This is a genomic window from Sporolactobacillus shoreae (assembly GCF_004684935.1).
GTDB lineage: Bacteria > Bacillota > Bacilli > Bacillales > Sporolactobacillaceae > Sporolactobacillus > Sporolactobacillus shoreae.
Map to the genome: position 1 here is coordinate 1 of NZ_SRJD01000031.1, position 18881 is coordinate 18881.

The following is an 18881-nucleotide window of genomic DNA, read 5'->3' on the forward strand; positions in this document are numbered from 1 at the left end:
TAATATCTGGTTGATTGACTGTCTTTTTTAAGACGGTCTTATTTTTTATGATCATCGGACAGTATCCTCGTCAAACTGTGGACAATAGCCGCCATCATTTTCTGGACATTAATGAATAGCAGTAACACCATAAATCCGAGAAAATGTTCATTCCCAGAACTAAATATTACCGGTAAAATAAAATAAAAGAGATTAGGAGGTAGCCATGAAACGAATTTTATTATTGCTCGCAGACGGATTCGAAGCGGCCGAAGCCAGTGTTTTCACAGATGTATTGGGCTGGAATAAATTAGAGGGCGACGGATCAACGGAGGTCATCACTGCGGGACTGCACGATCGTTTAAAATGTACATGGAATTTTACAGTTATACCTGAAATTCAGCTAGACGGGATTAATGTTACCGATTTTGATGCGCTGGCAATTCCTGGCGGTTTTGAAGAAGCAAATTTCTACCGAGATGCTTATGATGAACGGTTCCTTGAAGTGATCCGAGCATTTCATGCTGAAAATAAATGGATTGCTTCCATTTGCGTGGCAGCTCTTGCACTCGGAAAAAGCGGAGTTTTGAAGGGCAAAACAGCGACAACTTATAATTTTCCTGGAAGCCCAAGGCAGGATCAGCTTCGTTCTTTCGGCGCAAAAGTTGTCAACGAACCAGTGGTCGTCGATGGAAAGTTGATCACTTCTTACAATCCATCGACCGCTTTTGAAGTCGCGTTCACATTGCTCGAGAAGCTGACCACCTCTCAAAATTGCCAGCATGTTCGGGCGCTGATGGGATTCTCGTGATAACTGAGCGAGAGAATGTTTTATTGACAATAACAGGATGAAAGCATTATGTTAAGAGACATGAATTGTTCACATTCAATACAGGTTTAGGGTGATTTGTTTTGACAATGGACACGAGAATAGATGAGTATGGTGTGCCTGATAGACTTATTCATAAAAATGAAACGGCTAACCGGAAGATACTGGTTAGCCTGGTAAAAAAAATAAATTGGATTGATCCTGTAGCCTTTTATCAGGCTGGGAATGAGGACTTTGTCGGCAAACGTTTTTACTGGCAGGGCCAGTCCGGTGATTTTAAAATGGCAGGGCTTGGAATTACAGAAAAAATCAAGATAGAAGGAGCAGCTGATCGCATTCAAAAAGTCCGGGACAGTTGGTCGAAGATCTTAAAGAATATGGTTAGAACGGGCGTCACCGATCAGGAAGGATCAGGGCCGATATTATTCGGAGGGTTCTCTTTTGATCCTAATGGGAGAACGACCGGTCTCTGGAAGAATTTTGACAGCGGTTTGTTCTATCTTCCCACGTTTTTACTGACCGTTTCTAGGGGACAGGCTTATCTGACCGTTAATGCGTTTCACTTTTCCGGCGAAAGCTTAGAAACATCAGTCAGCAAGATGGAAGAGAAAGCGGATGAAATTTTAACTAAATGCCAATTGGTCGACTATTCGACACCCAAAACTGAATGGCTGAATATAAAAAAGCAAGATTCCGAAAAGTGGATTGAATTAGTGAACTGGGCTGTCAAGGACTTGAAAGCCGGAGTGATCGATAAAGTCGTTTTGGCACGGACATTAGAACTCATCTCCGACCATCGCCCCGATATTGGAGGGGTACTGCACAGGCTTCAGGCCCATCAGAAGGGAAACTTTATTTTCAGTCTGGAAGTGGAAAATGATTGTTTTATAGGTGCCACTCCGGAACGCCTGGTCAGAAAGCAGAACAATAGACTTTTTTCTGCATGCCTTGCCGGTTCCATCGGTCGTGGCAGGGACCCGCAAGAGGACGATAAGCTCGGACGGGAACTAATGCATGACCGGAAAAACCGGCTCGAGCACAATTATGTCGTTTCAACCGTGAAAAATGAACTGAAAATGGTTTGTGAGCACCTGAATATACCTGATCAGCCGATTTTAATGAAAAACAAACATATTCAGCATCTTTATACACCTGTTGAAGGGACTTGCGCGGCAGGTGTTTCAATTTTTGATATTGTGGCTGGGCTTCACCCGACACCTGCGCTCGGGGGACTGCCTAGAAATGTAGCAATAAAATGGATCCGGGAGAATGAGCCGTTTGAACGGGGGCTATATGCTTCACCGATTGGTTGGAGCGATTCGAACGGAAACGGAGAATTTGCAGTAGGTATCCGATCCGCGCTGGTTTCAGGGAAAACAACAACGCTCTTTGCCGGTTGCGGCGTTGTCAGGGAATCTATTCCTGAAAAAGAATACGAAGAAACTGCGATTAAATTTCGGCCGATGCTGGACGGACTGGAGGTAGCGGATAATGGATCACGCTGAAGTGCTTTCAGCTTATTTAACTGCTTTAATAGATGAAATGGTGAAAAGTGGAGTCACAGATGTCGTGCTGAGTCCGGGATCACGCTCCACACCGCTGGCTTTACTTTTCGCGAACCGGAAGGAGATAAGTATTTATCTGGATATTGATGAGCGTTCCGCCGGATTTCTGGCACTGGGTATGGCAAAAGCCAGAAGAAAACCGGTTGCCTTGCTGTGCACATCAGGAACAGCAGCGGCCAACTATTTTCCGGCGACCATCGAGGCGTTCTACAGTAGAGTACCGCTTATTGTCCTGACAGCGGACAGGCCTTATGAATTACAGGATGTAGGTGCTCCGCAGACAATTGACCAGTCGGGCATGTACGGCAGCCATGTCAAACGGTTTGCTGAAATACAAATTCCGGAATATGATACAAGGCTGATTGGGCATACACGGATCCTTTGCGCGCGGGCCATCGCAGCAGCAGATTCCTCTCCTCGCGGGCCGGTGCATCTCAATTTTCCACTTCGCGAACCGTTACTACCGGATATGAAATATTGCTCAGCCAATCCCCTAGAACTTAAATCTGTGTCTGTCAAGGCAGGCAGAGTGACTTTAGATGCACAGACACTGAGTCCGATTGTCCAGACAATAAGGAAATCCCGAAAGGGCGTCATCATCTGCGGTGGACTGGATTCGGAAGAATTTGAAGAGAAGATTACCTTTCTAGCTGACAAAATAGGCTTTCCCATTCTTGCTGATCCCTTGTCACAGTTAAGACGCGGAACTCATTCACTCCGAAATGTTATAGAGGGCTATGACGCTTTTTTACGCGATGCGCAGGCTGCCACACTTTTCAAGCCGGATCTGATCATCCGTTTCGGAGCAATGCCTGTGTCAAAGGCGCTGAAAATTTGGATTGAAAATCAAAAAACGGCACAATTTGTTGTTGATGGCGGCAGCAGATGGCGGGATCCCTCTGGATCGGCAACAGAAATGATTTATTGCGATGAAAGCTGGTTCTGCAAAGCAATCACGGATGCTGTGCCTGCATCATCAGATGACACCTGGCTGAATCTTTGGAAAAGAGTCAATCAGGAAACAAAGGATATCCTGTCTGGTGTGGGTGACGAGAAAACTCTGAATGAAGAGAAAGTGTTCTTTCAGCTGAATCGCCTGCTGCCGGATCACTCCAGTTTATTTATCGGAAACAGTATGCCTGTCAGAGAGCTGGATACATTTCTGTTCACGGATCAATCGGATCTTAAACTATTCGCCAATCGAGGGGCCAGCGGGATTGACGGCGTGGTATCAACAGCTGTCGGTGTCAGTCTGGTCAGAGAAAATACATTTCTGGTCATTGGCGACCTGAGCTTTTTCCATGATATGAACGGACTTCTGGCTGCAAAACAGCACCGCGCGAATTTGACAATTATCTTGATTAACAACGATGGTGGAGGAATTTTTTCATTTCTGCCGCAAGCTTCAGAAAAAAAATATTTTGAAGCGTTATACGGTACTCCGCATGGACTGGATTTTGCTTACACAGCCGATTTATATGGCGCCGATTATAAAAAGGTGGATAACTGGGATGAGTTTGGCCATTCTTTTCTCGCCTCTTTTCAAAAGAAAGGCTTGAAGATCATTGAGATTCCGACCGATCGCGAAGAAAATGTTCACATTCGGAAGCGGCTATTCACGCAGATCGGCCAAAGCGTTGCAGCGGATGCAGGTTGGAAAAAACCGTGAATCAAATTATTCACGGTATTTCTTATCATATTGAGATAAAGGGCCAGGGTGAGCCGCTGCTTTTACTTCATGGATTTACCGGCAGTCTGAATACTTGGCGGTTTCTCGGAACGGAACTCAAAGGTTGTCAATTGATCATGATCGATATCATCGGACATGGAAAGACGGATAGTCCGGCAGATCCACAAAAATATTCAATGGAGGAAACGGCACGAGACCTTGCCGCGCTGCTTGATCACTTTAATTTGAATCGGGTGCATATACTGGGCTATTCGATGGGCGGCAGGATCGCACTCAGTTTCGCTTGCCTTTTCCCCATGCGGGTTCAGAGCCTGATTCTTGAGAGTGCTTCTCCTGGACTTCGCACTACCGGGGAAAGGGAGACACGAAGGATTCACGACAGGGAGCTTGCGAAAACAATTAAGAAAAAGGGCATATTGGCCTTTGTAAATTTCTGGGAAAATATTCCTTTGTTCGATACTCAAAGAAAGCTGCCTCAAGTGATCCGGGATAATGTCCGTAAGGGCCGGCTTTGCAATAATGAAGAAGGATTGTCATCCAGCCTTCTGGGTATGGGGACCGGGTCGCAGCCGTCATGGTGGGAGCATCTGCACAGTCTATCATTTCCTGTATTGTTGATCACGGGGCAGCTGGATCCGAAATTCTGCCGTATTGCCAGAGAGATGAAGAATCTGCTAAGAAATGCCGAATTTAAGACTGTCCCCGGTGCGGGTCATAATATTCACTTGGAAAAAAGCGGTTTATTTTCAGAAATTGTACGGAAGTTTGTGACTGAAAAAAGTTGAATGCACACCATAAATTGAATTGGTTAGAATTCGCGGCAGAGGGATTAACTCTAATCTCGGATCGATCAGAACATATTTGTCGACTATCAGGATTAAAGGGATTTGTCTCTTAATGATAGGTGATAGTGCAAAATTAATGGCTTCCACACAAAGAGGATTGATCATATGGATATCCAATCCATTACACTTCGGTTAATCGAATCACCTTTAAAAATACCATTTATAACACATCTTGAAACAGTCACGAAGCGCCAGGCAATCATTATTGAGGCCAAAGACAGCGATGGAATCAGTGGTTTCGGTGAGGCTGATCCTTTTTCCAGTCCTTGGTATTCAGGGGAAACAATCGTGACTTGCTGGCATGCGCTTCTTGATTTTCTGGTGCCAATGACTCTGCAGCAGAGAATTTCCGATCCATCCGGATTTGATCAACTGTTGGGGAGCGTCCGTGGGAATAATATGGCCAAATCAGGATTAGGACAGGCTATCTGGGATCTCTATGCCCGGCAAAAAGGTGTCTATATTGGTAAATTATTTGGCTCTGAAAGAAAAAAGGTCACTGCCGGAGCTGTTATTGCGGCAAAAGATCCAAAAGAAGCCGTTGAACAGATACAGCGATATTCTGAAGCCGGGTATAAGCGTTATAAGATCAAAATATCGCGTCAGAATGATCTCAACCTTCTTTCTGCAATCCGGCAGCATTTCCCGGATGGTGAACTCATGGCTGATGCCAATTCCTCTTATTCAATTCAGGACATGGATCATCTGAAAGGGTTGGATAGTTTTGGTCTTCAGATGATCGAACAGCCCTTTGCCTATAATGATCTGGTGGATCATGCTTATCTGCAAGCCGAAATAAAAACGCCCGTTTGTCTGGATGAGAGCATCGCTTCATTTCAGGATGCTCGAGCTGCGCTGGCACTGGGAAGCTGCAAGATAATTAACATTAAAATGGCGCGGGTCGGTGGATGGTCTGAAGCTGTCAGAATCCACGACTTGTGCCTTAAAGAGCAATTACCTGTCTGGTGCGGCGGAATGATCGAATTCGGAGTGGCGAAGGCGCACAGTATTGCTCTTGCATCACTGAAAGGCTTTGCGATGCCTGGTGATTTATTCGCATCGTCACGCTATTGGGAAGAAGAGATTGTTGAACCTGAAATAATAGTGGATCACGGCTTTGTCAGAGTTCCTGATCAGCCTGGGATGGGGTTTACTGTCAACCGAAAAAACTTGGAAAAATTAACAGTCAATGAAACGACAATAAGGTGGAATGAATCTAGGCCTCAATGAACCGGAGCATAGGCCATCTCTTCTGCCACTTTTTTGTTGAAATCCTTTTTCTGTAAATGATTAATCTTTCTTCAGACTCTGCACAGAATGGAGTTGGCCGTACAATCATGCTGACCAGATCAGACACTCCAAGAGGAGCAGCTAAGACAATCTGATCATTTGAATCCAGACGTGCGCCAATTGCAGTTGGTGTCTCCGGAAACTTTGCTATGGCGTCGATAGTTGAAGTATAGGGCTCGGTACCAGGGTTGTGAGTGTGCATCCGTGCTTCATTTTTAACTTCCCATTTGACTGATGGATTTTCAACTGAGAGATCATGCTGAATTTTTTGCTCAAAATCATAATCCAAATGGTTTGGATCAAAATATACGACATCTACGTCACGTGCCGGCGTTTTAGTGATAAATCCTGATTGATAGTCCCAAACCCTTGCCCTTAATATACCTGCGCAAATCCAACAGTCGGGAAGGCAGAGCGTCTGCACCTGAGACAGTATAAGCATTAACTGTTCATCGCTTTTTATTAATCGTTTGATATCTTCCACAGTTTGCAGCAACGTGTGTATCCCTTTTCCTTCAATTCTATAAGACGATTCCAGTGTACACCATTTCCGAACGAGCAATCTATCGAATTAGTAATTCTCTCATTTCTCAAACATGAAATCAAGGACGTGCAGAATGGTCATGCAGCGTCTGTTTCATCTATTCGGTTATAATAATGTAAAGGCATCCGGAAAAATGATGATTGGCTGAAACAATTCGCTGCCGTGGAAGTCGTTAAATTTCATTGAAGGACGTGTCATATGAAAGAACATTATATTAACTCGCTGATCCATGAAAAATCACCTTATTTGCTGCAGCATGCGCATAATCCAGTGAACTGGTATACATGGGGAGACAAGGCCTTTGAAAAAGCAAAAAATGAAAACAAACCGATCTTTATAAGTATAGGATACAGTTCCTGTCACTGGTGTCATGTTATGGCTCATGAATCTTTTGAAGATGAGGAAACGGCCCAAATACTGAACGACAATTACATATCGATCAAGGTTGACCGTGAAGAGCGGCCGGATATTGATGCGGTATACATGAAAATATGTCAGGCCTTAACGGGACAGGGTGGATGGCCGCTTAACGTTTTCCTGACACCTGATGAAAAGCCATTCTACGCAGGTACTTATTTTCCTAAAGAATCTGCCTACGGGCACCCGGCCTTCAGAGATGTGCTTCAGTCCCTGAAGAACCAGTATGATCAGAATCCAGATAAAATTGCTGAAATCGGCACTCAGATTGTACAAACTTTATCTGAGCAGACAAAAAGTCAAAGTAAGTTGACAGAAGACCTGCTTCACCGGGCATTTCATGCTTTCACTGAAAACTTTGATCCGGTGTTCGGCGGATTCGGGGAAGCTCCGAAGTTCCCGGCTCCCCATCAACTGATGTTTTTGCTGCGCTATTCGCGTTGGAGTAAAAATAAGCAGGCACTGGATGTGGTGAAGAAAACTCTGGACGGTATGGCTGCAGGTGGGATCCATGACCATATCGGCGGCGGATTCGCACGTTATTCGACCGATGAAAAATGGCTGATCCCGCATTTTGAAAAAATGCTCTATGACCAGGCGATGCTGGCGATCGTCTACACAGAGGCTTTCCAATGGACGGGCGATTCCGCTTATGAAAAAGTTGTGGAGGATATTTTTGCTTACTGCGAACGTGAGCTGCACAGTCCGGATGGAGGTTTCTATTGTTCTCAGGATGCCGATTCGGAAGGCCTGGAGGGCAAATGCTATGTCTGGAGTCCTGAAGAAGTCTTGTCCGTTCTCGGCGAGGAAAAAGGCCGATTGTTCTGCAAAACGTATCACATTACTTCAGAAGGAAATTTTGAAGATAAAAGTGTGCCGAATTTGATTGGAACCGATTTAAAAAAAGTGGCAGAGGCTCTGAACATATCCGACGTGGTGCTGACCGAGGAGTTAAAGCTGTGTCGAGAAAAATTATTGACCGCAAGAAATCGTCGAATTCAGCCTGAAAAAGACGATAAAATTCTGACGTCTTGGAACGCATTGATGATCATCGCACTTGCCAGAGCGGGAAAAGCATTACATAACAAACATTATGTAAACTTATCTACTTCTGCATTTGATTTTATTCAAAAACACGTGACACGGAATGGACAGTTGATGGCACGTTTTCGTGACGGTGAAACGCGCTATCTTGGCTATCTGGATGATTATTCTTTCTTAGCACTAGCCTGTGAGGCATTGTATGAGGCGACTTTTGATACTCGGTATTTGACTGAAATGAAACGTCTTGGAGATGAAACGGTTCGGCAGTTCTGGGATGCGGAGAATGGCGGGTTCTTCATGCGGAATGTGAAGGCCACCCAGCTGATTCTTCAGACCAAAGAAGCGTATGACAGTGCCATGCCGTCCGGCAACAGTGCGGCTGCCTATACCATGCTCAGGCTCTCCGAGAGGATTGGAGAAAGCCGTTGGGCTGCATACGCGGAAAAAACATTCTCAGCTTTTTCAGATGAAATTCTGTCCTATCCTGGGGGCTATACCTTTATGCTGTCCGCTTTCCTTTATCAGATTTCAGGACCACAGGAGCTGATTGCGCTTCAGGGCAACAGAGGAGAAAATGCGGAGGAAAGCGTAGAGGAGCTGAGCCGTCTGTTTCTGCCTGAGCTCGCTGTTTTTGTGGGGGATCAAAAGGCTCTTGCAGAGATCAATAAAAGTGTCGGGATTTATTCTCCGATTGGCGGAAGGACCACCTACTTTTTATGTGAACAGTTTGTCTGCCATCTGCCTGTTACGGCGATTAATAAATTATTGAACCAGCTGTCAGACGTGGAACATTAATCCTAAATTTACAAATGATATGCTACTATTACTCTAGAGATCGAATTCACGATACGGGGGAGAAACAATGGAATTTAGAACGGTTCTTTTTGATTTTGACGGGACAGTCGCCAATACACTGCCGCTTTGCATTCACGGCTTTCAGACGGTATTTAAGAAATATGACCTTCGCTCTGTTGATGCAGCGGGTGTTGTTTCGATGTTTGGTCCGACAGATGACGGAATGATCCTGAAAAATTTTCACCACCAGGAAAATGTTCAGGAGGCTATTGAACTTTATTATGAGATTTATGAAACAGAACATCAGAAATACGTAGAACCCAATTCAGAAATTCTCAGTCTCCTGAAGGAGCTGAAGCATCGCGGGACGCGGGTCGGGCTGATCACCGGAAAAAGCCGCCGAGCTTATCAGATATCAGAAAAAGCACTGGGTTTCGAAGGTTTATTTGAGAGTGTGATCACTGGTGATGATGTCGATCTACCAAAACCGGACCCGAGCGGTATTCTTAGTACACTCGATGAGTTAAATGCTGATAAGGAATCGTCCATTTACATAGGGGACAGTAACTCGGATATTCTTGCCGGTAAGGCTGCTGGTATACATACAGCAGCCGTTCAATGGCTGCCTGTCACGCAGTCCAGCACTTATCCGGCCAATCCGGATTTTTACTGGACCAGAGTAGAGGACTTCGTGCAGTTGCTGAAATGAAAGACTTTTTTGAATCAACCTGATTTAGCCTATGATTTGGTCGGGATTAAACTGGTTAAAATCCATATGGATGAAACGATCAATGTAGTCCATCTGCAGAGCACGCCGGTCATTGACAAGCAATGTCGGTACACCCTGCATTTTTGCGTACAGAGGAAGCATGTTTGCCGGCGTCACACCCAGTGATGTTCCAAGAATAATTAAGCGATCAGCATTGCGGATCGCTCTTTCAGCTTCATCAAAACCGCGTACCGCTTCTCCGAAGAGTACAATATCCGGTTTCAGTACAGCGCCGCAGACCTCACCTTTGCCCGTTATTAAGGAACAGTGCGGAAAACTTTGCGCCCCGATCGCCTGTGTTTGATAGACTGTGCCGCATTTCGGGCACACCGCACGGGCAAACGAACCATGAACCTCAATTACATTCGAACTTCCTGCTTTGACGTGCAATCCATCAATATTTTGTGTAATAACAGTCACATCCCGCCTGTTTTCCAGATCTTTCAGCCACTGATGCACCGGATTCGGTTGTGCCGACAAAAGAAGATCGGCGTCAAACAGAGTCCAGTAGAAGATCCAGAATTCCTCAGGATGGCTCTGAAAAAAATCAATGTTCAGGCAGCGTTCCACATCCGCATTCTGATAGAGGCCGTTCGTGCCGCGGAAGGGCGGAATTTCTGAGGGAACACTGACCCCGGCACCCGTAAGGACAGCGATATTCAGGTCATTTTCGACCAATTGGTTTAATGTCTGCATTCAAATTACCTCCTGTCCGGTAATGATCGTAAACGCCCTAATCAGAAGCTCTGTAAAACTTGTCTGTTGTTTTTCGCTTCAGGCACTCGCTTTCCGCGGGCGATCCGTGAGCTGATCCCGCAGGAGTCTCACGCCTTCCGCTCGAACCAGTAATGGGCAAAATCAACATTTAACGTTAACATAGCCTAATCATAAGATAATCCATCACTTTTTAGTATAGCGAACACCCATTCGATATGCTATAATTGGTGCAATAGAAATAGGTAGTATCAGGACGGCAAGGAGAGGGAGGAGAGCCCAATGAAAGTACGCGAGTCTATGGATGACCTCCTGAATGAGTTGAAAAAAGATCCAAATATTGTTAACTGGCATACTGTACCCGGACGTAGTGCAACATCGGTTCCTTTCCCCGGAGCTATGGACGCGCGGCTGCGCAAAGCTTTGATCAGCCGCGGCGTCGATTCTTTGTATTCCCATCAGGCGGATGCCTTTGAGACCGTGATGAGGGGAAAGGATGTAGTTTTGGTGACACCGACCGCCTCTGGTAAAACACTATGCTATAATCTGCCTGTTCTGCAGACCATCCTTACCGATCCTGCATGCCGCGCACTTTACTTTTTCCCAACAAAAGCGTTGGCTCAGGATCAAAAAAACGAGATGGAGGAACTGATTAATGAAATCGGTGCTCCTCTCAAAAGTTATACCTATGACGGCGACACGTCAGGTACGATCAGGCAGACGATACGCCGGGCTGGACAGATTGTTATGACCAATCCGGACATGCTTCATTCTTCCATTCTGCCCCATCATACGAAGTGGGTTTCGCTTTTTGAAAATCTCAAATTTGTTGTCATCGATGAGCTGCATGTTTATCGGGGCGTTTTCGGAAGTCATGTGGCCAACGTCATCCGCCGGCTGGAGAGGATCTGCAATTATTACGGTAGTCATCCGCAGTTTATCTGTACCTCGGCGACGATCAGCAATCCCCGTGAACACGCCGAAGCACTGACGGGCCGCAGGATGACGCTGATCGACCGTAACGGTGCGCCCAGCGTGCGCAAGCATTTTCTGTTTTACAATCCGCCTGTCGTTAATAAGCAGCTTAATGTAAGAGAGGATGAGATGCTTGCTGTAAAAAATATTGCCGCACGCTTTCTAAAAAACGACATTCAGACAATTGTCTTTGCCAGGAGCAAACTGAAAGTGGAGCTACTTGTCAGCCATCTCCAGGAGATAAACAGCGGAAGGGAAGAACGCGCAAAAATCTGTGCCTACCGCGGCGGGTATCTCCCGCTCGAAAGGCGGAGGATTGAGCGAGGACTGAGAAACGGTGAAATCATGGGCGTTGTCAGCACAAACGCACTTGAACTGGGTGTCGACATCGGTCAGCTTCGCGTCTGCATTATGACAGGCTATCCCGGAAACATGGCCAGCGTCTGGCAGCAAGCGGGACGTGCTGGCAGACGCAGCGGAGACGCAATGATTATTATGGTGGCTTCGTCCAATCCGCTTGACCAGTACATGGCCGGGCATCCTGATTATTTTTTTTCAAGAAAACCGGAAGAAGTGCGTATTAACCCGGACAATCTGATGATCCTGATGGACCACATCAAATGTTCAGCCTATGAGCTGCCCTTTCCAAAGGGGGAAACATTTGGAGGGCTGCCGGCGGATGATCTGTGCCAATTTCTGGCCGATGAAGATGTATTGCATTATCAGACCGGAAAATGGTACTGGATGAATGACTCGTTCCCGGCCAATGAGATCAGTCTGCGGTCTGCGGTCCAGGATTCATTTGCGATTGTGGATGTTACAGATCAAGGGCATACGAAGGTTATTGGCGAGATGGATCGCTTCGGCGCGATGACAATGCTTTACGAAGACGCGATTTATATCCATCAGGGCGTTCAGTATCATGTCGATCAGCTGGACCTTGAGCAGCGTAAAGCCTATATCAGGCGAGTGAATGTGAATTACTATACCGACTCAGACCTGGCCGTTCAGATGGATGTATTGGAGAAGGATGAAGAGGCTCCATTGACCGGTTTGGATGCTGACAAATGTTATGGCGATGTATCCGTCCGCGCGCTTCCGACCGTTTTTAAAAAAATACGTTTTGAAACACTTGAAAATATCGGATGGGGACATATTCACCTTCCGGAGATGGAAATGCATACCAATGCAGCCTGGATCACTTTCTCTGAAAAGTGGACGGATCGGTTTGGTAAAGATGTGTTTCAGGGGGCTCTGGTCGGACTGAGCCATCTGCTAAGGCATGCGGCGCCCCTCTATGTCATGTGCGATCAGTCGGATCTGTCGGTTGTTCCTAAAATAAAATCCCCTCACAATGAGAAGCCGTCTGTCTTCATTTATGATAAATATCCAGGGGGCATTGGCCTGAGCAAAAAACTGTATGAGTCAATGCCTGAATTGCTTGAAAAAGTTAGAGAAATGGCTGAATCATGCGGCTGCGAATCCGGCTGTCCTTCGTGCATTGGATTCGTCAATGAGGGTAAGGCTGCCAAACAGGCACTGCTTCACATTCTGGGAGACTATTCGTCGTGTCGCTAAAACAGAAGCTTCAACTCTACAAACAGCAGCTGCACCAAGCTCAGAAAATCGAGCGGCAGGAATATGATGAAGAAGTAACAGAGAATGAGATCGCAGAAGGGCTGGAAATAAGACAGGCAGCACGGGATCTTCACGCTGAGATCTTTCCTTTCCATGACGAATACGTGCTGGTTCATACTGAGAGGATCGGTCTCAGAACGCTGATTGGTCACTATACACCGGAAGAACTCTTTACGGTCGTTGAAGACTGGCAGAGGGGATCATCCTCCCATCCCCTGTCGGCATATGGCCTGAAAGCTGAAGAACTGCTTTTCTTTGACACGGAAACTACAGGACTTGCCGCCGGGGCCGGGGAAATGATATTTCTGATCGGGCTTGCTCGTGTGACTGGGGAAGGTGTTGAACTAAAACAGTACTTCCTTCCGGGCCCAGGGCATGAAGCTGCTTTTTATCATGCGTTTTTGAACGATAGCCGATCGCTTAAAAATCTTGTGACTTTCAATGGAAAAGCCTTCGATTGGCCACGAGTGAAAACACGATATCAGTTTGTGCGCAATCAGGTGCCCCGTCTCCCGGCGTTCGGACACTTCGACCTGCTTCACGCTTCACGACGTCTGTGGAAAGAAAGGCTAGATTCGGTCAAACTGCAGACAGTTGAGAAAGAGATTCTTTCAACGGGGAGAACAGAAGATGTCCCGGGTAAAATGGCGCCTTTTCTCTATTTTCAGTTTCTAAAGCACCCTCAGGCCAGCCATGTCGCTGGTATTATTGAACACAATCGTGAGGATGTACTTTCACTGATCGCACTCTATATTCATCTTTCAAAAAAGGTGCTGGGCAGGATCGACTGTGACCCTGCCGAACAGTACGAAATTGCGCGTTGGTATCAGCAGATCGGGGATAAAGAGCGCGCATTTCACCTTTTTCAGGCGTTGGCGGATCTGAAGGACAACTATGGCTATCTGTCAAAAGCCCGCTTGGCGGAGATTTATAAAAGGGAAGGGCATTACACCCACGCGCTGACTTTAATGCAGTCAGCGATTTCGGGAAAAGCTGAACCGGACGACAGCTTGTATATCGAAGCTGCGAAAATTATGGAGCATCAATTCAAAAAATATGAGGAAGCTATTGAGTATACGCAGCACGCCATCGATTACCTGCAGGAGAAGACGGGTGATAAGGACGAGAGGGCAGGACAGAAAACCAGAGCCTATCTTAAAAGGCTGAATCGGTTGGATCAAAAATTGCTTAAGGAAATGGAACGTTGATACATTTGGAAATATTCCGAGAATATTCTTTATTGCCCGGGTAAGCGCACAAATAGCCAAAAGTCGGCATATATCGCCGTTTTGCATGGATTTTGAAAGCGAATTCGACAAAATATCTCATCGATAATGTTCTATAATATAAGAGATCATCGGGAAATTCCCGCATCGAAAAAGCAGAGGTGGAGTGCCATTGGCAGATCTGGAAGTTGTACTCGTCACGGGTTATAAACCCAGCGAACTGGGCATCTTTTCTGAAGATCATCCGGGAATCCAGGTGATCCGCTATTGCTTGAAAATGCGCATAAAAGAATTGGCCGATTCAGGTACGAAGTGGATTGTAATCAGCGGACAGCCGGGTGTTGAACTTTGGGCGGGAGAAGTTTGTATCGAGTTGAAAAAGGAGTTTCCGGATCTGAAACTGGCAGTTCTTGTCCCGTTCATCGGGCAGGATGAACGTTATAAAGAATGGGTCAAGCTTCAGTATAATAAAATCCTTGAAGCTGCGGATTTTACCGGTGCAATCAGTAATCGTCCCTATGAAAGTCCGAAGCAGCTTCAGCAGAAGAATGATTTTCTGGTGTCTAGGACCGATGGAATGCTTGTCTTATATGATGAAGAGACACCCGGTTCCCCTCAGTACTACCTGTCTGCCGCACGGAAGAAGGCTCAGCGCGGGCCCTACCCAGTCGCGACAGTCAATCGTTACGATCTTGATTTCGCTTCTGAAGATTTGCGGCAGCAGAATCCAGATTATTGGGCACAAGGGTAATTGACAAAATAAGCTAATTTTGAAAAAATACAAATAGATATTATCTGGGGTGATGATGGATATGGCAGAGCAGAAAACGGTAAGACTGACAAAGGATGATATTCTGCATAAGGAATTTAAAACTTCATTTCATGGTTATCAGCCTGAGGAAGTTGATCAGTTTCTGGATATAGTGATTAATGACTATAATGTTTTCTATGCCGAGATACTGCGTCTCCGCGAAGAAAACAAACGGCTTAAAAGCGAACGTACTCTTGGAACTGAGGAACAGGGGAGCCAGTCGTATTCTGACAACTTGGGTCAGACAAATTATGATATTCTGAAACGGCTTTCCAATCTTGAAAAACATGTTTTCGGCAACCGTCTTGGTGAATAATGAATTTTTACGGACAGGGTTGATTCTTTTTAAAAAGTGGATTATAATTCATATCTGTGACATTGTTCGTGTTCGGGTGATCGCTGTATTCCTTTGAGAATATAGAGGAAAGTCCATGCTCGCACGGTCTGCAATGACCGTAGTGTTCGTGCCTGGCGAAGTCATAAGCCAGGGTAGTCCGGAGCAATCTGGGTTAACGGCGGAGGAAAAAGCCTGTGTCTTTTGTGGATATGGCTAAGTACTCTGTAAAGTGCCATAGTGACGATGTCTCTCGGAAACGAGAGAAGTGGAACGCGGTAAACCCCTCGAGCGGGAAACTCAAACTTGGTAGAGGAACCCTTTGGAAGGAATCAAACGGAAAAAGGGACAGATTTTATCTGTAGATAGATGATTGCCGCTTTTGTACGAGGAGCCTTTGCTCCGTCTGAGTGCGAAAGTACAGAACATGGCTTACAGAACATGAATAATGCATTTTAAAGAGAAAAAGGCCCTTTGTGGGCTTTTTTTTATGGACTGCAATTTACGGACGTTACATCGTTATTGTAACGGTGGGCCGTGACATTCTAAAGAAGGCGGTTTAACTGACCGATTATATAGCGAGAGGATCGCTCGGGAGGATAAAAGGATGGCTAATGAATGGGATCTGATTGTGACGACCGCTATGGGACTTGAAAGTGTCGCGGCAGATGAGTTAAGAAAACTCGGGTACAACAGTCTGACCGTTGAAAACGGACGAATTACTTTTCCAGCACAGGCTATAGATATATGCCGAACAAATCTATGGTTGAGAACGGCAGATCGTATCCGATTAAAAGTCGGGGCGTTTAGAGCGATCACGTTTGACAGCCTTTTTGAACAGACGAAAGCGTTGCCCTGGGCTGAAATTTTGCCGGAGAATGCCGCTTTCCCGGTTACTGGTAAATCACACAAATCGATCCTGCACAGTGTTCCGGACTGTCAGGCAATTGTCAAAAAAGCGATTGTGGAAAGTTTGAAACAGCACTATCACAAGGAATGGTTTACTGAAGATGGCCCGCAGTACAAAATCCAGATTGCCCTTGAAAAAGATGTTGCGACGCTTTCAATAGATACGAGCGGTGATGGCCTGCATAAACGCGGATATCGACAGCTTCACAATCTCGCTCCCCTGAAAGAAACGCTGGCAAGCGCGATGATCTTATTGAGTAGATGGACGCCTGACCGTCCGTTTGCCGATCCATTCTGTGGTTCTGGAACAATCCCCATTGAAGCGGCAATGATCGGACAAAATATTGCGCCCGGATTTAACCGATCATTTGTCTCTGAAAATTGGCCACTTTTTCAGGCGGACGAATGGGGCAGAGCACGTGCAGAAGCAGATGACCTGGCAAACTACAATCAGCCGCTGAACATTATTGGAAGTGACATTGACCATAAGATGATTGAACTTTCCGAGCATAACGCGCGTGAAGCGGGATTCAGCGGCCTGATTACTTTTAAGCAGATGCAGGTAGCTGATTTCACAACAAGACAAGAATCCGGATGTTTGATCGGGAATCCACCATACGGCCAAAGAATGGGGGATCTGCAGCAGATTGAAGGCATCTGCCGTGACCTGGGCCAGCTTTTTAAAAAATATGATACCTGGTCCTTTTATCTTATCTCTTCTTTTGAAGAATTTGAGACCAGTTTTGGGCGCAAAGCGACAAAGAAAAGAAAACTGTATAATGGACGTATTCGTACGGACTATTATCAGTATTTTGGACGGAAGCACCCGCAGAAAGAAGCAAGCCAACCGGTCGAATAATTTTTTGTTTTTTTCGTGCAGGATTTTTTTATTTGAAATTGAAAATAGACAAAGTATTGTTTTTACGCTAAATTTAATAATCAATGATTCTTTTTGGAAAAGAGTGGGTTCTGATGTCTATCGATGAAACAGTTAAGTCCTACAGCGCATATGTGAAAAAAATTATGGATTTCAACGAGGCCATTGCTCTCGCCGAATGGGATATGAGAACAGGGGCGCCAAAAAAGGGTATTCCTCAGCGATCTGAGGTCGTCGGCACACTATCGGATGAGGTGTTTAAACGATCCACATCTGATGAGATGAAGGATTATCTTGATGCATTAACCGAACCCTCCATTCAGGATAAGCTCAGCCTTGTTACAAAACGCATGGTTGAAAAATCGAAGAAGACTTATGATCACTATGTCAACATTCCGGCGGAAGAAAATAAAGCCTATGTTATTTTACAGTCAGAAGCGCAAAGCGTTTGGCAAGAAGCCAAGGCAAAAAGTGATTTTTCACTTCTTTCTCCTTACCTGGAAAAAATGGTCGCTTTCAAGCGTAAATTTATTGGCTACTGGGGTGTGAAGTCGAAAAAGTATGATGCGCTCCTGGATTTGTATGAACCAGGTCTCACTGTTGAAATGATTGACCGCATTTTTGGAAGACTGCGCGAAGCTATTGTTCCGCTTGTTGAGTCTGTCACCTCTTCGAAAGATCAGCCGGAAAATGATTTTCTGCATGTCCACTTCCCTGCGGATAAACAGAGAGCTTTCTGCCTGCATCTTCTTCGGGAAAATGGATATGATTTTGAAGCGGGCCGTCTTGACGAAACAGAGCATCCGTTTGAAATCACGCTGAATCCCGGCGACGTCCGTGTAACCACGAATTTTCAGGAAAATGATTTCATCTCCACGGTACTTGGCACAGTCCATGAGGGTGGGCACGCCCTCTATGAACAGCATATTTCGCGTGATCTTGTTGGCACTCCGCTTTGTGAAGGCACTTCAATGGGGATCCATGAGTCACAATCTTTATTTTTCGAAAATTTTATTGGACGCAGCAAAGCGTACTGGGGACTCCACTATGGCGAATTGAAACGTTATGCTAGCGGACAGTTTGATAATGTCTCGCTTGAAGAGTTCTACCGAGCGATCAATGTCTCACATCCATCACTGATCCGCACACTTGCCGACGAACTGACTTATCCGTTACATATCATGCTACGTTATGATATTGAAAAAGCACTTTTTGATGGTGATTTGGAAGTGAAGGATCTTCCCGGTGTCTGGAATGAAAAAATGAAAGAATATCTGGGGATCGTACCTGAAACAGACCGGGAAGGTGTTCTGCAGGATATTCACTGGCCAGGCGGAGACTTCGGCTATTTTCCGTCCTATGCGCTGGGCTATGTGTACGCCGCACAGTTTAAACACGCGATGCTTCGCGATATTCCTGATTTTGATGTCCGTGTAAGCGGGGGCAGTCTTGCGGCGATTACCGCCTGGTTGAGCGAACATATCCACAAGTTCGGCAGTCTGAAAAAACCGCTTGAAATAGTGAATGACGCAACTGGAGAAGAACCTAATCCGGAGTATCTGATCCGTTACCTGACCGAAAAGTATAGCGATATTTATCGCCTGTAATCTGAATGAGCAAAGTCCGCCCG

General features: G+C 45.7%; 15 protein-coding genes and 1 other RNA gene. 14 read left to right on the forward strand and 2 right to left on the reverse strand.

The genetic code is table 11. From position 1 onward, the window contains the following. Nucleotides 1–205 precede the first annotated feature (205 nt). From E4665_RS16650 to menC, 5 genes are all read left to right on the forward strand, one after another. The gene (locus E4665_RS16650; RefSeq protein ID WP_135349934.1) at nt 206–790 is read left to right on the forward strand and encodes a DJ-1/PfpI family protein; all 585 of its coding nucleotides are present in this window, start codon (nt 206–208) and stop codon (nt 788–790) included. Between the two features lie 107 nt (nt 791–897). After that, on the forward strand, nt 898–2313 hold the full coding sequence (locus tag E4665_RS16655; protein ID WP_241654942.1) for an isochorismate synthase: 1416 nt from the start codon (nt 898–900) through the stop codon (nt 2311–2313). Then, complete coding sequence (gene menD / locus E4665_RS16660; protein WP_135349936.1) at nt 2300–4042, forward strand: 2-succinyl-5-enolpyruvyl-6-hydroxy-3-cyclohexene-1-carboxylic-acid synthase; 1743 nt, start codon at nt 2300–2302, stop codon at nt 4040–4042. Before E4665_RS16655 ends, menD begins: the two co-directional genes overlap by 14 nt. Next, nucleotides 4039–4848: a 2-succinyl-6-hydroxy-2,4-cyclohexadiene-1-carboxylate synthase gene (menH, locus tag E4665_RS16665; protein WP_135349937.1), complete on the forward strand. Its 810-nt coding sequence runs from the start codon at nt 4039–4041 to the stop codon at nt 4846–4848. The genes menD and menH overlap by 4 nt, the downstream gene beginning before the upstream one ends. A gap of 165 nt (nt 4849–5013) precedes the next feature. Next, complete coding sequence (menC, locus tag E4665_RS16670) at nt 5014–6138, forward strand: o-succinylbenzoate synthase (RefSeq protein ID WP_135349938.1); 1125 nt, start codon at nt 5014–5016, stop codon at nt 6136–6138. On the opposite strand, the gene E4665_RS16675 is transcribed toward menC, so the two are convergent. Next, nucleotides 6125–6694, reverse strand: coding sequence for a nucleotidyltransferase family protein (locus E4665_RS16675; protein WP_241654937.1), 570 nt, complete (start codon nt 6692–6694; stop codon nt 6125–6127). The genes menC and E4665_RS16675 overlap by 14 nt on opposite strands. 246 nt (nt 6695–6940) lie before the next feature. Here E4665_RS16675 and E4665_RS16680 point away from each other — a divergent pair, with 246 nt between their 5' ends. Continuing rightward, on the forward strand, nt 6941–8998 hold the full coding sequence (locus tag E4665_RS16680; protein WP_135349939.1) for a thioredoxin domain-containing protein: 2058 nt from the start codon (nt 6941–6943) through the stop codon (nt 8996–8998). A gap of 67 nt (nt 8999–9065) precedes the next feature. After that, nucleotides 9066–9707 (forward strand): HAD family hydrolase, encoded by a 642-nt coding sequence (locus E4665_RS16685; RefSeq protein ID WP_135349940.1) that lies wholly within the window; start codon nt 9066–9068, stop codon nt 9705–9707. 24 nt (nt 9708–9731) lie between these two features. Here the strand turns inward: E4665_RS16685 and E4665_RS16690 are convergent, their stop codons facing one another. Continuing rightward, nucleotides 9732–10463 carry an SIR2 family NAD-dependent protein deacylase gene (locus tag E4665_RS16690; RefSeq protein ID WP_135349941.1) on the reverse strand — a complete coding sequence of 244 codons (732 nt, stop codon included), beginning with the start codon at nt 10461–10463 and terminating at the stop codon, nt 9732–9734. A 300-nt stretch (nt 10464–10763) separates the two neighbouring features. Between E4665_RS16690 and E4665_RS16695 the strand changes: the two genes are divergently transcribed. From E4665_RS16695 to E4665_RS16725, 7 genes are all read left to right on the forward strand, one after another. Beyond that, the gene (locus E4665_RS16695) at nt 10764–13034 is read left to right on the forward strand and encodes a DEAD/DEAH box helicase (RefSeq protein WP_135349942.1); all 2271 of its coding nucleotides are present in this window, start codon (nt 10764–10766) and stop codon (nt 13032–13034) included. Then, complete coding sequence (locus E4665_RS16700) at nt 13025–14302, forward strand: ribonuclease H-like domain-containing protein (protein WP_135349943.1); 1278 nt, start codon at nt 13025–13027, stop codon at nt 14300–14302. The genes E4665_RS16695 and E4665_RS16700 overlap by 10 nt, the downstream gene beginning before the upstream one ends. A gap of 190 nt (nt 14303–14492) precedes the next feature. Then, nucleotides 14493–15071 (forward strand): SLOG family protein, encoded by a 579-nt coding sequence (locus E4665_RS16705; RefSeq protein WP_241654939.1) that lies wholly within the window; start codon nt 14493–14495, stop codon nt 15069–15071. Nucleotides 15072–15132: 61 nt separating this feature from the next. Continuing rightward, nucleotides 15133–15447, forward strand: coding sequence for a cell division regulator GpsB (gene gpsB, locus E4665_RS16710; protein WP_135349944.1), 315 nt, complete (start codon nt 15133–15135; stop codon nt 15445–15447). Between the two features lie 68 nt (nt 15448–15515). Then, nucleotides 15516–15905, forward strand: an RNA gene (gene rnpB, locus E4665_RS16715) — RNase P RNA component class B. Between the two features lie 167 nt (nt 15906–16072). Beyond that, complete coding sequence (locus E4665_RS16720) at nt 16073–17233, forward strand: THUMP domain-containing class I SAM-dependent RNA methyltransferase (RefSeq protein WP_135349945.1); 1161 nt, start codon at nt 16073–16075, stop codon at nt 17231–17233. A 113-nt stretch (nt 17234–17346) separates the two neighbouring features. Next, a complete protein-coding gene (locus E4665_RS16725) occupies nt 17347–18858 on the forward strand; it encodes a carboxypeptidase M32 (protein ID WP_135349946.1) in 1512 nt (503 codons plus the stop codon). Nucleotides 18859–18881 lie beyond the last annotated feature (23 nt).

Bases quoted from the DNA above. Each gene is read 5' to 3' on its own strand.
- E4665_RS16680 (WP_135349939.1), top strand. From the start codon at position 6,941: ATGAAAGAACATTATATTAACTCGCTGATCCATGAAAAATCACCTTAT.
- E4665_RS16655 (WP_241654942.1), top strand. From the start codon at position 898: ATGGACACGAGAATAGATGAGTATGGTGTGCCTGATAGACTTATTCAT.
- E4665_RS16690 (WP_135349941.1), bottom strand. From the start codon at position 10,463: ATGCAGACATTAAACCAATTGGTCGAAAATGACCTGAATATCGCTGTC.
- E4665_RS16650 (WP_135349934.1), top strand. From the start codon at position 206: ATGAAACGAATTTTATTATTGCTCGCAGACGGATTCGAAGCGGCCGAA.
- menD (WP_135349936.1), top strand. From the start codon at position 2,300: ATGGATCACGCTGAAGTGCTTTCAGCTTATTTAACTGCTTTAATAGAT.
- E4665_RS16695 (WP_135349942.1), top strand. From the start codon at position 10,764: ATGAAAGTACGCGAGTCTATGGATGACCTCCTGAATGAGTTGAAAAAA.
- E4665_RS16725 (WP_135349946.1), top strand. From the start codon at position 17,347: ATGTCTATCGATGAAACAGTTAAGTCCTACAGCGCATATGTGAAAAAA.
- E4665_RS16720 (WP_135349945.1), top strand. From the start codon at position 16,073: ATGGCTAATGAATGGGATCTGATTGTGACGACCGCTATGGGACTTGAA.
- gpsB (WP_135349944.1), top strand. From the start codon at position 15,133: ATGGCAGAGCAGAAAACGGTAAGACTGACAAAGGATGATATTCTGCAT.
- E4665_RS16685 (WP_135349940.1), top strand. From the start codon at position 9,066: ATGGAATTTAGAACGGTTCTTTTTGATTTTGACGGGACAGTCGCCAAT.
- menC (WP_135349938.1), top strand. From the start codon at position 5,014: ATGGATATCCAATCCATTACACTTCGGTTAATCGAATCACCTTTAAAA.